This is a genomic window from Geminicoccus roseus DSM 18922, assembly GCF_000427665.1.
Taxonomy (GTDB): domain Bacteria; phylum Pseudomonadota; class Alphaproteobacteria; order Geminicoccales; family Geminicoccaceae; genus Geminicoccus; species Geminicoccus roseus.
Window position 1 is genome coordinate 161016 of sequence record NZ_KE386572.1, and the last position, 13987, is coordinate 175002.

Genomic DNA, 13987 nt, shown 5'->3' on the forward strand with positions numbered 1-13987 from the left:
CCCCGGGATCAGCAGGGGGTGGCGGCGCCGCGGCGGGCGTACATCCACCAGTTCAGGGCGATGTTGAACGCGAAGAACACCGCCAGCGCGTAGAAGACGGCGTTGGGACTGCCGAACAGGCCGACCGCGGCGCCGAACATGATCCCGAACAGGAACGGCCCGTAGGCTGCCACCGCCGCGGTGAAGCCGATCACGCCGCCCGCCTGGCGCGGCGGGAAGATCATCGGCATCTGCTTGAAGGTCGATGCGTTGCCGATGCCGGCGAACGCCGAGAGGCCCAGCATGGCGCCGACGAAGTAAGGGAAGTCGGCCATGGAAGCCGGCTGGGTGTAGAAGGGCACCAACAGCACGCAGGCCAGCATGCCGATCGCCGCCACATGGGTGACCTTGGCGCCGCCCAGCCGGTCCGAGACCGGGCCTGCCACGACCCGCATCAGCGAGCCGACCAGGGGGCACAGGAACGCATAGGCGAGCGGGTCCGGGGCGCCCGGCAGGTCGCCGTAGCACTGCTTGATCAGCAGCGGGAAGGTTCCGGCCAGGCCCGAGAAGGCGCCGAAGGTCATGATGTAGAGGCTGGTCATCGCCCAGGTATGGCGCGAGCGGAAGATGTCCATCTGCTCGCGGAAGTTCGCCTTCACCGGCACGCTCTTCAGCAGGAACAGCGCTGCCAGGCCCAGCACGGCGATGAAGGGGATGTAGATGCCGGCGGCGTTCTGCAGCCAGACGGACGAGGTCGCATCACCCCGGGTCAGCTCCTGCGGGCCGCCCAGCATCGTGCCGCCCACCAGGGCGAAGCCGATGAGCCAGGGCGTCAGGAACTGCACGACCGAGACCCCGAAATTGCCCACGCCCGCCTGGATCGCCAAAGCGGTGCCCTGCATCCGCTTGGGAAAGAACAGGCTGGTGGACGGCATGAAGGACGAGAAGTTGCCGCCGCCCAGGCCCGCCAGGAAGGCCAGCGCCATCAGGATCCAGTAGGGCGTGGCCGGGTTTTGCACCGCGTAGAACCAGCCGACCGCCGGGACCAGCAGCGACAGGGTCGAGTAGCCCACCACCTTGCGGGTGCCATAGACGGGGGTGAGGAACATGTGGACCAGGCGCAGCGTGCCGCCGGCAAGGCCCGGCATCGCCGCCAGCCAGAAAAGCTGGCTGGTGGTGAGCTGGAAGCCGATCGCCGGCAGGCGCACCACCAGAGCGGAAACCAGGAACCAGACCGCGAAGGCCAACGTGAGGTTGGCCGTGGTGATCGCCAGCGTTCGCCAGGCGAGGCGGCTGCCGCTCTGGGTCCAGAAGGTGGCGTTCTCGGGCTCCCAGCTTTTCAGCCACTCGGCCGAAAGCGGCCGCGCCGAGGCAGCGGGAAGGGTGGCGACGGACATCGGGGTTCGTCCTTGCTGGAGGAGGGGCCGGCGGGACCGTGCCCGCCGGCAGGTTCATTCGGCCGGCACGCCGGAGAGGCCGCCATGGGGCGCGGGCGGAACCGGCCGGGCAGGCCGGTCCGGCGCTCCCGCGGGCTGCGGGTGCAGCCCCTCGATCTCGGCCAGGTCCTTGCGGGCGAGTTCGGGATAGGCGCGCTTCTCCATCCGCAGGATGGCGGCGTGCATCCAGGCGAGGCTGGTGGCCACGATCAGGAACAGCAGCATGAAGCAGGAGGTCCACACGCCGACCAGGTCGTTCATGGCTCCGAAGGCGATCGGCAGGACGAAGCCGCCCAGGCCGCCGATCAGGCCGACCACGCCGCCCACCGCGCCGACGCGGCCGGGGTAGTAGACCGGGATGTGCTTGAAGACCGCCGCCTTGCCCAGGCTCATGAAGAAGCCCAGCACGAAGGTCAGGACCGTGAACGGCACCAGGCCGATGGCGATGCTGAACTCGATCGGGCCGCGGACGCCGTCGACCACGTAGCGGGTCGCCGGGTAGGACAGGAGGAAGGTGCAGGCGACCGAGCCGGCGAAGGTCCAGTACATCACCCGGCGTGCGCCGAAGCGGTCGGAAAGCGTGCCGCCCAGGACGCGGAACAAGGAGCCGGGGATCGAGTAGGCCGCGGCCAGCCAGCCGGCGGCCACGATGCTCAGGCCGTAGACGTCGGTGTAGTAGTGGGGCAGCCACAGGGCCAGCGCCACGAACCCGCCGAACACGAAGAAGTAGTAGAGCGAGAAGCGCCAGACCTGCAGGTTCTTCAGCGGCACCAGCATCGCCGAGAGCGGCTCCGGCCGGATGCCGGCCTGCCGGCGCGCGGCAAGCTCGGGATCGTCCTCGGTGAGGATGAAGAACACCACCGCCATGACCACCAGCGCCAGCGCCCAGATCTGCGCCACCGCCTGCCAGCCGAGCGCCACCATGACGAGCGGGGCCAGGAACTTGGTGACCGCGGCACCCACATTGCCGGCGCCGAAGATGCCCAGCGCCGTGCCCTGCTTCTCCTTGGGGAACCACCGGGACACGTAGGCGACGCCCACCGAGAACACGCCGCCGGCCATGCCGATCCCGAGCGCCGCCAGGAGGAAGGTCGGGTAGTCGTAGGCGTAGGTCAGCATGAAGGTCGCGAACGCTGCCGCCAGCATGGTGAAGAACGCGACGAGGCGGCCGCCATACTGGTCGGCCCAGATGCCCAGGATCAGGCGCACCAGGCTGCCGGTCAGGATCGGGGTGCCGACCAGGAGGCCGAACTGCGTGTCGGACAGGCCGAGCTCGGCTTTGATCCGCACGCCGATGATCGAGAAAATCGTCCAGGCCGCGAAGCAGACCGTGAAGGCCAGCGTGGAAAGCCACAAGGCCCGGCGCTGGTCGGAACTGGATATGGGAGTAGCTGGGTTCATGAGGTTATGCCCGAGTGCCGATCCGCGGGGGATCCAGTGCGGGCATGCTTTGCCGATCCGCAGCGAGCTGGATTTGCGCCAGATCAAACGGTGAAGCGAAAGCCGATGATTGCGGTCCGCCCTTAAGGGCTCTTACTTAGCGTGCCAAAGGGGGCTGGCCGCCGGTGCTGCCGCGCGCCCGCGGACAGTTCCTGCGGCCGGCCGCGGCCCGCACCGGGCGTAGCCTGCAATCCCTCGATCAGGAGGCACCATGGCAGAAAAGCCCGAAAACCTTCCCTCCGGCGCCGCTGAGGTGGCCAGATCCTATCCGGAGGTCTGGGAGGCGTATGCGAAGCTCGGCCAGGCCTGCGCCGAGGCGGGGCCGCTCGACGGCCGGACGCTGCGCCTGGTGAAGCTGGCGCTGGCGGTCGGCGCCTCGTCCGAGGGAGCGGTGCATTCCCATGCGCGCCGGGCGGTCGCGGAAGGCGTGTCCAGGGAGGAACTCCGGCAGGTCGCCCTCCTGGCGATCCCGACGCTGGGCTTCCCGCAGGGGGTGAAGGCGCTCACCTGGATCGAGGACATCACCGATCCGCACGGCTGAGGCTATGGCCGGGTGGCAGGCGGCGCTGCCTGTTCCCGGTCATGCCCGGCGCGCTGGCGGCAAGAGCAGCATCCGGCCATAGCCCAAGGCGAAGCCCAGGAAGGCCAGGGCCCAGGCAAGTCCGGCGAACTCCAGGCCGCGCCCGATCTCGCCCGGCAGGTAGGGTGCTGCCACCCGTGCCAGCGCGCCCAGGAGCACCAGGCCGTAGATCGCCACCTCCAGCCGTCCGGCGGCGAGCGGCTGCCCGGAATGGCCGCGGCTGGCGCGGGTCATGACCGCCAGCGTCATGGCGCCGAACGTGCCGGCCGCCCAGACATGGATGGCACCCGTCGGGTCCACCGATCCTGGCGCCAGGATCGACGCGCCCACCATCGCGAACCCCAGCGGCAGGGTGGCGTAGGCCAGATGGAGGACCCACAAGAGCGGCTCCGACCGGGTCTGCAGCCCCTGCCAGCGCGCCATCCGGACCAGGTTCATGATGCCCGCCAGGATCAGCAGGGCAGCACTGGCATCCGCCCAGGGCCAGGCCGTCCAGGCCAGGAGCGCCGCGGCCGAGACCGCCACGGTCGCGGCATCATAGCGCCCGAACGGGGCGGGAAGCGCCGCCGCCTTGCGCGCTGCCAGCCAGTTGCGGGTGAAAGCCGGGATGATCCGCCCGCCCACCAGCATCACCAGCGCCAGGACCAGGCCGATGCCCGCGCGCACCGAATAGTCGGCCAGGCCGGCATGGGCGGCCTCCAGGTGGAAGCCGCCATTGGCGAGGCCCAGGAGCGCCACCAACGCTACCACCCGGAGGTTGCGGTAGTTGCCGGCAGCGATCACCTCGCGGGCAAGCATGCCGGCGAGCGCTGCCGGGAAAGCGAGGTCGATCACGGCGGCCGCCGGCGCGCCGATCCAGGCCGACACCGAAACGGCGAGGATCCCCGCCAGCCACAGCACGAGCAGCAGGGCCAGCTCGCCGCCAGCCACGGGCGGGCGGCCGGTCCAGTTGCTGGCAGCGGTCAGCGCGAAGCCGGCTATGATCGCCGGCAGACCCCCGAACAGCATGGTGTGCACGTGCCAGTCGCGCAGCGTGAAGCTGGTCGGGAGCTGGTAGGCGCCGGCCAGCATCGGCAGCCATGCCAGGATGGAGGCCGCCATCACCAGGGCGCCCAGGAAGAAGAACGGGCGAAAGCCGCAGGTGAGCCAGTAGGGCATGGCCAGCGGCGGCTTCGATGGGTTTGCGATCATCCAGGAATTCCTGCCGAACCGGGACGAGGGCCGGCCGCCACTCGACCTGCCATCCGCCAGCATAGCCTGGCTGGTCCCGGCGGACCTTGCGCCAGCGCAAACATCGCCGGCGACGGGCATGGTTCCGATGCCGCCCGGCCGGGCCAAGACATGGTTGGCGCCATGCCGGCATCTGTCGCTATATCCTGACCCGGGCCCCCGAACGGCCATGGAGGCAAGATGCCGGCCCGCAACCTGGACCGGTCGCTCATCCGCGACCTGCCGATCTTCCGGTCGATGGCGGAGGACGACCTGGACGCCGTTCTCGCGGCCGCCGCGCTGCGCCGGCTTCCGCAGAACAGCCCGGCATTCGTGCAGGGCGCGCCGGCCACCGAGTTCTTCGCCCTGCTGCACGGCCGCCTGAAGGTGGTGCAGACCACGCCGGACGGGCAGCAGGTCATCGTGCGCCACGTGAACCCGGGCGACATCTTCGGCATCGCCCGGGCCATGCGGCGCACGGACTATCCGGCGACGGCGCTGGCCATCATCGACAGCCTGGCGCTCGCCTGGCCGTCCAGCCAGTGGGAGAGCTTTCTCGGGCACAGCCCCGCCCTGGCGGCCAACGCGCTCGCCATGGTCGGCCAGCGGCTGCAGGACGCCCATGCCCGGATCCGGGAGCTCTCCACCGAGGAGGTGGAGCGCCGGGTCGCCCACGCGCTGCTCCGCCTCGCCCGGCAGGCCGGGCGGGCCACCGAGGCGGGCCTGCTGATCGACTTCCCGATCACCCGTCAGGACATCGCGGAGATGACGGGAACCACCCTGCACACGGTCAGCCGGGTGATGTCGGCCTGGGAAGCGCAGGGCCTGGTGGCCAGCGACCGCAAGCGCATCACCGTCCGCGACTCCCGCAAGCTCCTGGCACTGGCCGAGCAACTGCCTGCCTGAGGCAGCACACCTAGCCGGCCTCCTGCCGCTTCACGGCTTCCGATCGGCTGATCGGGAACACGGGCCGGGATGCGTCCGTGCGGATGCCCCATCCCTTCCGGCTGTCGGCCGCAGCCTGGGCGCCGATCGAGCCCACCTGCCTCGTGGCCGCCCGGATCGACCAGCCATCCAGGCCCGGCGCAGGCTCCGCCGGATCCTGCCCGTGCTCGAAGCCGGCTGCCGCCCCCCGATCTCTCCCCGCCCCGGTTGGCTGGCCGTGGCCATCCTCAACCGCTGCAACAGAGGGGCAGGTCGCGGGTCATGGCAGCGTCGGTTCCAGCAGCTTGCCGCCGCCTGGGGAACTCTGGATCGACAAGAGCCATGCCTGGGCGCAGCGTTTCGCTTCGGCTCCGGAACTGCCGGCCGAAGCGGAGCGCGCCATGACCGCCTCGCCCGGAACCGGCTGGACGAATCCCCTGCCCCGGCGCGGCGCCGGCTTCTTCACGTTTTCTTTATCGGCGGGTGCGATGATCGGGCAGCCACCATCGGAGGTGTCCGCGATGATCGCCGCCCGCATCGTCATGCTGCTGCTGTTCTGCGCCATGGCCGGGACGATGCTCGGCCAGTGGCCGGGCCCGCACCGGGTCTTGGCGCTCAGCCAGACCCTCGGCCTGGACCCGGGGCCGGAGCCTGCCGCCGGCGGCTTGGCCCAGCCCGCCCGGGCGACCGGCCACAAGAGCGCCGGTGGCCCGTTCGTGCGTGGCTGACCTCCCGCCGGGCACGCCCTGCCGGAAGGACCTGCGCTCAGGTGAGCGCGGTGTCGGTCCCGCCGGCCTTTGCCTGACTGGCCGCCGAGGCCAGGCGCTGGCGGTAGAGGGTCACGAAGTCGATCGGGTCGATCATCAACGGCGGGAAGCCGCCGTCGCGGGTCATGTCGGCTACGATCCGGCGCGCGAACGGGAACAGCAGCCGCGGGCACTCGATCATCAAGAGCGGCTGCAGGCTGTCCGGCGGGATGTTCGCGATCTGGAACACCCCGGCATAGTCCAGCTCGAGCAGGAAGATGGTTTCTTCCGACGCCTTCGCCTCGACCTCCAGGTCGATCACCACCTCGTAATGCCCGTCATTGCTGACCTGGGTGGCGCGGGTGTCGACCTTGATCTGGATCTCGGGCCGCACGTTGCTCTGCAGCCCGGCCGGCGCCTTGGGGTTCTCGAACGAGATGTCCTTGATGTACTGCAGGACGATCGAGAGGCGCGGAGCCTGCGCCGGTTCGGCGGCCTTGCCGTTCGTGTTGGGTTCGTCACTCATCGGGTTGGCTCTCCATCGGGGCTACGGGTCGGCCCGTCGAAATTATGGGTCGGCGGCGCCGGCCGGCTGCCCGGCGCCTCGTCGCGGCGCTTCCTAGCAGGTGGCGCCATGGCCCGCGACGCCTGTTTGCCCGGAGACGCCCCGTCCGCCGGCTCAGGCCGCCGGGACCGGCAGCTCGGCTTCCAGGGACGCCGAGCCGCTTGCCGGATCATAGCGCACGAATGCGCTGTTTTGGACCTCCAAGCCGGTCAGGGCGCGCAGGAACCCCCAGTGCGACACGATGACGGTGCGCTCGTGGTCCGGCCACTCGCGGGCGCGAAAGGCGCGGGCACGGGCGTCGATGCCGGCCTGGCTCTCGATCAGCCCGCCCCACCAGGTTTCCTCCAGATGGTCGAAGCTGAGCTTCGGCCAGAGCCGGCCGAGCTCGGCCGGCGCGCTGCCCTGGTCGCAGGAAAAGGCGCAGCGCTCCCGGACCAGGGGGTCCACCTGGATCGCGGCGCCGACCTGCTCGGCGATGATCGAGGCGGTCTGCAGGCAGCGCCGGTAGGGGCTGCAGATCAGCCGGGCCACCCTGGTGCCGGCGAGCCGGCGGGCGGCCGCCCGCGCCTGGGCCTGACCCTCCTCGGTCAGGACCGGGTCGGGGATCCCGGGGTCGATGCGGGTGCGGCCGAAATGCAGGTTCCACTCGGACTGCGCGTGGCGGATCAGCAGCATGGGGTCCAATCAGGGCTGGTCGCGGCGCGACCAGGGATTGCCGTCCCCGCCGCGGGACGGACCGCCCTCGGCCGGCTCGACATCGACCGGCTGGTCGCCACGGGGACTGTCCGGCCGGTCGCCGCCGGGCGTGTCCGGCCGCGGGAAGCGCGGGGTCGTGGTCGGCTCGGGCTCCGGGCTGATGTCGTGGAACTCCCCCTCGATCACGGTGCTGCGGCCGCGCACATGGGTCGGCTTCGGCAGCATTCCGGAGATCAGCCGGCGCACGGGGGGCAGGAACAGCAGGAGGGCCAGCACGTCGCTGGCGAAGCCCGGGACGATCAGCAAGAGGCCGGCCGCGACCTGCCAGCCCGCCGAGCGGATCCGCTGCAGCGCCGGCTCCCGGTCGCCCGGGTTGCGCACCAGGAGAGAGGCGACCACGCTGGTGCCGGCATGGCGCAGCAGGAGCCCGCCCGCGATCGCCGCCGCGAACAGCAGCGCCACCACGGCAAGGGCGCCCACGGCCTGGCCGACCTCGACAAGGACGACCACCTCGAGGATGAACCAGGCGAGCGGCAGGAAGGGAAGAAGTCTGATCGGCAAGGCAGGCGCTTTGTGTTCGGCGAACGCGACATATATGATGGATGGAGCCGGGTCCATCCACGGTGGTGTAACTGCATCCGCCGCGCTATCCAATCGGTTCAGGCTGGCGCCGGTGTCTTCCGATCGATCCGGCGGGCGTTTTGCACCCGTCACTGACGACGAACAGGTAACATGTCCGACGGTTTCGCCTACATCGACATTCTCTTCTTCGCCATGGTGGCGGCGTTCATCGCCTATCGCCTGCGCAGCGTCCTGGGGCGTCGGACCGGCCTTGAGCGGCACCCACTGGAACGGCACAAGCAGGATGGCCGGGCGCGCCCGGGCGAGCAGGCCGCTGACGCCGACAACGTGGTGGCCCTGCCCGATCGTCGCAGCCGCATGGAGGAGCCGCCGGCCGTGAACAGTTCCGACGCTGACCTCGCCCCGGGCGTGGCCGCACTGCGCGCCGCGGATCCCGGCTTCGACATGGCGTCGTTCCTGCCGGGCGCGAAGGCGGCGTTCGGCATGATCGTCGACGCGTTCGCGCGCGGCGACCTGCAGGCGCTGCGGCCCCTCCTGGCCGACCAGGTCTTCCGCAACTTCAAGGCGGCGATCGACCAGCGCGAGGCGGCGGGCGAGCGCCTGGAGACGGAGATCATGGCGGAGCCCGCGGCCGAGTTCGTCGAGGCCGGGATGCGCGGCAGCATCGCACGGGTGACGCTGCGCTTCGTCAGCCGCCAGACCAACGTGACCCGCGACGCGCGCGGCAACGTCATCGCGGGCGATCCGGTGCGCCCGGAGGAAGTGGTCGACCTTTGGACCTTCGAGCGCGACGTCCGCTCCAGCGACCCGAACTGGCTGCTCGCCGAGACCGCGACCCCGGAGTGACCTCGTTGCGATCCTGGGCGCGCTCGTCGCGATGGATGCTGGCGGCCGGCCTGCTGCTGGCGGCCGGCTGTGCCGCCGACCGGCCGGAGCCGGAGCCCGGCATGCGGCTGGAGCCGGCCTCGTTCGACCAGCTGTCCGGCTGGCCCGGCGCCACGCCAAGGGCGGCGCTGGAGGCGTTCGTGGCCGGCTGCGGCCGGATCGAGAAGGCCGATCCCGCCGCCCGCTTCGGCGGCAAGCCGTTCGCCGGCACGGTCGCCGACTGGCAGGAGGCCTGCCGGCATGCCCGGGCCGCCACCCCCGACGACCCGTCGGCCACCACCTTCTTCGAGGCATGGTTCCGCCCCTACGCGGTGGTCGATTCCGGCAGCGCCGAGGGCCTGATCACCGGCTATTACGAGCCTTTGCTGGAAGGCTCGCCGACCCCCTCGCCCCGCTACCACGTGCCCCTGCACGGCCGGCCGGCCGATCTGGTCACCGTGGACCTGGGCGAGTTCGCCGAGGACCTCAAGGGACGCCGGGTGGTCGGCCGGGTCGAGGACGGCCGGCTGACCCTCTATCCGGACCGGGCGGCGATCGATGCCGGGGCGATCGAGGGGCAGCGGGTCGAACTGCTCTGGGTCGACGACCCCATCCAGAAGTTCTTCCTGCAGATCCAGGGATCCGGCCGGGTGCGCCTGCCCGACGGCAGCGTGGAGCGGATCGGCTATGCCGAGCAGAACGGCCGGCTCTACCACGCGATCGGCCGGGACCTGGTGGCTTCGGGCGAGCTGACCAAGGACGAGGTGTCGCTGCAGACGATCCGGGCCTGGATGCTGGCTCATCCGGAGCAGGCCCAGGCCCTGATGTGGAAGAACCCGTCCTACGTGTTCTTCCGGCGGCTGCCCGATCCGCCGGACGGCAAGGGCGCGCCCGGTGCGCTGGGCGTGCCGCTCACCGCCGGGCATTCCCTGGCGGTCGACCGGTCGGTCTGGCCCTTGGGCGCGCCGATGTGGCTGGACACCACCCTGCCGCAGGAGGTCGGCGGCGCGCCGCTGCGGACGGTCGCGGTGGCGCAGGACACCGGCGGCGCCATCAAGGGTGCGATCCGCGCCGATCTCTATCTGGGGGTCGGCCCCGCCGCCGAGCGGATCGCCGGGCCGATGAAGAGCCCCGGGCGGCTGTGGATCCTCCTGCCGAGATCGGTCGAACCGGTCGGCTGACATCGCCGATCCTTGGAGCCGGGGCCGGCCGCTTCGGCGCGTTTCCCCTGGCGCGAAAAGGCTTTAAGGTCCCCCCATGACTTCCGCCGCATCATCACCGCCTGCCCAGCCCAGGGTCGGCCTGTTCGTGACCTGCCTGGTCGATTTGTTCCGGCCCTCGGTGGGCTTTGCCGCCGTGAAGCTGCTGGAGGATGCCGGCTGCACGGTCGAGGTGCCGGAGGCGCAGACCTGCTGCGGCCAGCCCGCCTTCAACTCCGGCGACCGGGCGACCACCGAGGACCTGGTGCGCGGCCTCCTGGATGCGTTCGAGGGCTACGACTATGTGGTGGCGCCGTCCGGCTCCTGCGCCGGGATGCTGCGCGCCCACGTGCCGGACCTGTTCGAGAACGACAAGGCGACCGCCGCCCGGGCGGCGGAGTTCGCCGGGCGCTGCCATGAGCTGGTCAGCTTCCTGGTGGACGTGATGGGGGTGAAGCGGGTCGACGCCGCGCTGGAGCGGGTGGCCACCTACCATGACAGCTGCTCCGGCCTGCGCGAGCTCAAGATCAAGCGCCAGCCGCGCCGCCTCCTGCAGAGCGTCGAGGGGCTGGAGCTGGCCGAGATGGCCGAGCCGGAGGTCTGCTGCGGCTTTGGCGGGACCTTCTGCGTGAAGTACCCGCAGATCTCCACCAAGATGGTCGAGAACAAGGTGCAGGACGTCGCCGCGAGCGGGGCCGACCTGCTGCTGGCCGGCGATCTCGGCTGCCTGATGAACATGGCCGGCAGGCTGGCGCGCCAGGGCAGCCCGATCGAGGTGCGCCACGTGGCCGAGGTGCTGGCCGGCGAACTGGACGCCCCGCCGATCGGCCGGCCGGCGGACGCCTGAGGAGGACATATCCCCGTGCAGCCGAGCAGCCTCGCCTTCCAGACGAAGGCCTCCGACGCGCTGGCCGATCCCAACCTGCAAAAGGCGCTGGGCGGCATCAAGACCGGCTGGCAGCGCGGCCGGATCCTGGCCGCCGACCGCCTCCCTGAGTTCGAGCAGCTGCGCGACCAGGCGCGCGACATCAAGAACCACGCCCTGGAGCATCTGGACTTCTACCTGGAAGCCTTCGAGGCGCGGGTGCTGGATGCCGGCGGCCAGGTGCACTGGGCGCGCGACGCCGCCGAGGCGCGCGCGATCATCCAGGGGATCTGCCAGGACAACGGCGCGAAGACCGTCACCAAGTCCAAGTCGATGATCGCCGAGGAGATCGGGCTCAACGACCATCTGGAGGCGGCCGGCATCACCCCGGTCGAGACCGATCTCGGCGAGTACATCATCCAGCTGCGCAAGGAGCCGCCCTCGCATCTGGTCGGGCCTGCCGTGCACCTGACCAGGGACCAGGTCTCCGACCTGTTCGCCGCGACCCACGACCTGCCGCGCACCGAGGATCCGACCGAGCTGGTCGGCCAGGCGCGCACCGTGCTGCGCCAGAAATACCTGGCGGCCGATGTCGGCATCACCGGCGCCAACTTCCTGATCGCCGAGACCGGCTCGGCGATCACCGTCACCAACGAGGGCAATGCCGAGCTGACGCAGGGCCTGCCCAAGGTCCATGTGGTGATCGCCAGCCTGGAGAAGGTGATCCCGTCCATGGAGGACGCGTTCACCCTGCTGCGCGTGCTGGCGCGCTCCGCCACCGGCCAGGAATTCTCGACCTACACCACGGTGATGACCGGGCCCAAGCGCACCGAGGACCATGACGGCCCGGAGCAGTTCCACGTCGTGCTCCTGGACAATGGCCGCTCCAAGATGATCGGCTCGAAGTTCCAGGACATGCTGCGCTGCATCCGCTGCGGGGCCTGCATGAACAACTGCCCGGTCTATCTGGCGGCCGGCGGCCATGCCTATGGCTGGGTCTATGTCGGGCCGATGGGCTCGGTGCTCACCCCGCAATTCGTCGGCATCGAGAGCGCCCACACCCTGCCCAACGCGTCCAGCTTCTGCGGGCGCTGCGAGGAGGTCTGCCCGGTGCGGATCCCCCTGCCCAACCTGATGCGGCACTGGCGGGAGGAGCAGTTCAAGCGGCAGCTGGTGCCGTCCACCGTGCGCTGGGGCCTGGGAATCTGGGGCTATGTCGCGAAGCGGCCGGCCCTCTACCGCTTCGCGACCCGGGTGGCGATGGCGATGCTCGGCCGGATGGGCCGCAAGGAGGGCAGCTTCGCCTCCCTGCCGCTGGCCGGCGGCTGGACCGCGAGCCGCGACCTGCCGGCCCCGCAGGGCAAGACCTTCATGCAGCAATGGAAGAAGAAGCGGCGCGGAGGTGCGCGTTGAGCGAGAGTGGCCGCGGCCGGGATGCGATCCTGGGCCGCCTGCGCGAGGCGTTCGCCCGCTCGCCCGAGCAAGAGGCCCAGGCGATCGCCACGGTCGAGCAGCGCGTATTCCACCCCACCCCCAACCTGATCCCGGCGCGCGGCCAGCTCGACCTCGAGGGGCGGATCGAGCTGTTCACCACCATGGCGCGCAACGTGCAGGCCGAGGTCGAGCGGCTGCCAAGGCTCGCCGACCTGCCCGCGGCGGTGGCGGGGTTCCTGCGCCGGCACAACCTGCCGCAAAAGGTGGTGGCCGCCCCGGACAGGCTGCTCCACCAGGCAGGATTTGCCAGCCAGCCGCTGCTGCGGGTGCGCCATGGCGATCCCGAGGAGACCGATCCGGTCGGCGTCACCGTCGCCTTTGCCGGGATCGCCGAGACCGGCACGCTGATGCTGTGCTCCTCGGCGGATCGCCCGACGCTGCTGGCGTTCTTGCCCGAGAACAGCCTGATCGTGCTGCCCTCGGCCAGCATGTTCGGCGCCTACGAGCAGGCCTGGCAGGAGCTGCGACGGGTGCTGGGCAGGCCGCCCCGCTCGGTCAACCTGGTGACCGGCCCGTCGCGGACCGGCGACATCGCCCAGAAGCTGGAGCTGGGCGCGCATGGGCCCAAGCGCCTGTGCGTGCTGCTCGTCGACGACCTGACCCCGGCCTGACCCGCCGATGCGCCGGCCCCGTGCCCCCTCTGCCGACGAGGCCGCGCTTTGGCGCAACTATGTGAAGGACGTGGCGCCGCTGCCGCGCGACGCCGCCGAAACCGCCAGGCCGCTGCCCCCGGCGACGGCGACCACGGCTTCAGCATCGGCCAAGCCGGCGCCCGCGGGCAAGGCGACTCCCGTGGGCAAGGCGACGCCGGCAGCGGCCCGTCCGCCCAGGCCCGCCAAGCCGGCTCCCCCGCCGGTGGCGCCAGCGGTGGTGGTCCGTCCGCCCCTGCAGGCGGCCCGCAGCTTCGAGAAACCGATCGTGCGCCGGGCCGACCGGACCGGGCCGGTCGACATCGACCGGCGCAGCTGGCAGCGCCTGCATCGCGGCGACATGGTGGTGGAATCGCGGCTGGACCTGCACGGCCTGACCCAGATCGCCGCCTATGACCGGCTGGTGGCCTTCATCGACCATGCCTGGCGGGTCGGCTCGCGCTGTGTGCTGGTGATCACCGGGCGCGGCAGCGGCGATGTCGGGATCCTGCGCACCATGACGCCGCGCTGGCTCGACGAGATCCCGATGCGCGACAAGGTCCTGGCCTATGCCCAGGCCAAGACCCACCATGGCGGCGCCGGCGCGCTCTACGTGCTGATCCGCCGCCGCCGCCCGGCCTGAGGGCCAGCCGGCTCGACGCATCAGCATCGGGATGAACGGGGAAACAGGAGCGATCCTGCCGGCGGTGGATCGCGCGCCCTGTCGGGCGGCGGCGCCGAACGGACCGGCCGCACCACGCGGCCATGCGGTTCAACTA

16 protein-coding genes are annotated in these 13987 nt (G+C 70.9%); 9 read left to right on the forward strand and 7 right to left on the reverse strand.

Annotated features, from left to right (window positions below):
- Positions 1-8: 8 nt before the first annotated feature.
- Both GEMRO_RS0102110 and GEMRO_RS0102115 read right to left on the reverse strand, forming a co-directional pair.
- On the reverse strand, positions 9-1376 hold the full coding sequence (locus tag GEMRO_RS0102110; RefSeq protein ID WP_027132693.1) for an MFS transporter: 1368 nt from the start codon (positions 1374-1376) through the stop codon (positions 9-11).
- Between the two features lie 54 nt (positions 1377-1430).
- The gene (locus GEMRO_RS0102115) at positions 1431-2816 is read right to left on the reverse strand and encodes an MFS transporter (protein ID WP_027132694.1); all 1386 of its coding nucleotides are present in this window, start codon (positions 2814-2816) and stop codon (positions 1431-1433) included.
- A 250-nt stretch (positions 2817-3066) separates the two neighbouring features.
- On the opposite strand from GEMRO_RS0102115, the gene GEMRO_RS0102120 reads away from it, so the two are divergent.
- A complete protein-coding gene (locus tag GEMRO_RS0102120; RefSeq protein WP_027132695.1) occupies positions 3067-3396 on the forward strand; it encodes a carboxymuconolactone decarboxylase family protein in 330 nt (109 codons plus the stop codon).
- A 39-nt stretch (positions 3397-3435) separates the two neighbouring features.
- On the opposite strand, the gene GEMRO_RS0102125 is transcribed toward GEMRO_RS0102120, so the two are convergent.
- Positions 3436-4626 carry an NnrS family protein gene (locus GEMRO_RS0102125; protein WP_205624877.1) on the reverse strand — a complete coding sequence of 397 codons (1191 nt, stop codon included), beginning with the start codon at positions 4624-4626 and terminating at the stop codon, positions 3436-3438.
- Between the two features lie 219 nt (positions 4627-4845).
- Between GEMRO_RS0102125 and GEMRO_RS0102130 the strand changes: the two genes are divergently transcribed.
- On the forward strand, positions 4846-5550 hold the full coding sequence (locus GEMRO_RS0102130; RefSeq protein ID WP_027132697.1) for a Crp/Fnr family transcriptional regulator: 705 nt from the start codon (positions 4846-4848) through the stop codon (positions 5548-5550).
- A 298-nt stretch (positions 5551-5848) separates the two neighbouring features.
- Here GEMRO_RS0102130 and GEMRO_RS33960 read toward each other — a convergent pair whose 3' ends face one another.
- Positions 5849-6106 carry a hypothetical protein gene (locus tag GEMRO_RS33960; protein ID WP_157505421.1) on the reverse strand — a complete coding sequence of 86 codons (258 nt, stop codon included), beginning with the start codon at positions 6104-6106 and terminating at the stop codon, positions 5849-5851.
- On the opposite strand from GEMRO_RS33960, the gene GEMRO_RS33965 reads away from it, so the two are divergent.
- The gene (locus tag GEMRO_RS33965) at positions 6090-6296 is read left to right on the forward strand and encodes a hypothetical protein (protein WP_157505422.1); all 207 of its coding nucleotides are present in this window, start codon (positions 6090-6092) and stop codon (positions 6294-6296) included. The genes GEMRO_RS33960 and GEMRO_RS33965 overlap by 17 nt on opposite strands.
- A gap of 37 nt (positions 6297-6333) precedes the next feature.
- Here GEMRO_RS33965 and secB read toward each other — a convergent pair whose 3' ends face one another.
- From secB to GEMRO_RS32255, 3 genes are all read right to left on the reverse strand, one after another.
- A complete protein-coding gene (gene secB / locus GEMRO_RS0102145) occupies positions 6334-6840 on the reverse strand; it encodes a protein-export chaperone SecB (RefSeq protein ID WP_027132699.1) in 507 nt (168 codons plus the stop codon).
- A 153-nt stretch (positions 6841-6993) separates the two neighbouring features.
- Entirely contained in the window at positions 6994-7554 is a 561-nt protein-coding gene (locus GEMRO_RS0102150; RefSeq protein ID WP_027132700.1) for a histidine phosphatase family protein, read from the reverse strand.
- A gap of 9 nt (positions 7555-7563) precedes the next feature.
- Positions 7564-8136: an FxsA family protein gene (locus GEMRO_RS32255; RefSeq protein ID WP_169728300.1), complete on the reverse strand. Its 573-nt coding sequence runs from the start codon at positions 8134-8136 to the stop codon at positions 7564-7566.
- A gap of 171 nt (positions 8137-8307) precedes the next feature.
- On the opposite strand from GEMRO_RS32255, the gene GEMRO_RS0102160 reads away from it, so the two are divergent.
- The 6 genes from GEMRO_RS0102160 to GEMRO_RS0102185 all read left to right on the forward strand — a co-directional run bounded on the left by GEMRO_RS0102160 (position 8308) and on the right by GEMRO_RS0102185 (position 13851).
- Positions 8308-9003: a Tim44/TimA family putative adaptor protein gene (locus GEMRO_RS0102160; protein WP_027132701.1), complete on the forward strand. Its 696-nt coding sequence runs from the start codon at positions 8308-8310 to the stop codon at positions 9001-9003.
- Positions 9000-10202 carry a murein transglycosylase A gene (gene mltA, locus GEMRO_RS0102165; RefSeq protein ID WP_407645348.1) on the forward strand — a complete coding sequence of 401 codons (1203 nt, stop codon included), beginning with the start codon at positions 9000-9002 and terminating at the stop codon, positions 10200-10202. Before GEMRO_RS0102160 ends, mltA begins: the two co-directional genes overlap by 4 nt.
- Positions 10203-10278: 76 nt before the next feature.
- Positions 10279-11067, forward strand: a complete 789-nt coding sequence (locus GEMRO_RS0102170; protein ID WP_027132703.1) for a (Fe-S)-binding protein — start codon at positions 10279-10281, stop codon at positions 11065-11067.
- A 15-nt stretch (positions 11068-11082) separates the two neighbouring features.
- Positions 11083-12498, forward strand: a complete 1416-nt coding sequence (locus tag GEMRO_RS0102175) for a LutB/LldF family L-lactate oxidation iron-sulfur protein (protein ID WP_027132704.1) — start codon at positions 11083-11085, stop codon at positions 12496-12498.
- The gene (locus GEMRO_RS0102180; protein WP_027132705.1) at positions 12495-13190 is read left to right on the forward strand and encodes a LutC/YkgG family protein; all 696 of its coding nucleotides are present in this window, start codon (positions 12495-12497) and stop codon (positions 13188-13190) included. Before GEMRO_RS0102175 ends, GEMRO_RS0102180 begins: the two co-directional genes overlap by 4 nt.
- A 7-nt stretch (positions 13191-13197) precedes the next feature.
- Complete coding sequence (locus GEMRO_RS0102185; protein WP_027132706.1) at positions 13198-13851, forward strand: Smr/MutS family protein; 654 nt, start codon at positions 13198-13200, stop codon at positions 13849-13851.
- Positions 13852-13987: the final 136 nt, after the last annotated feature.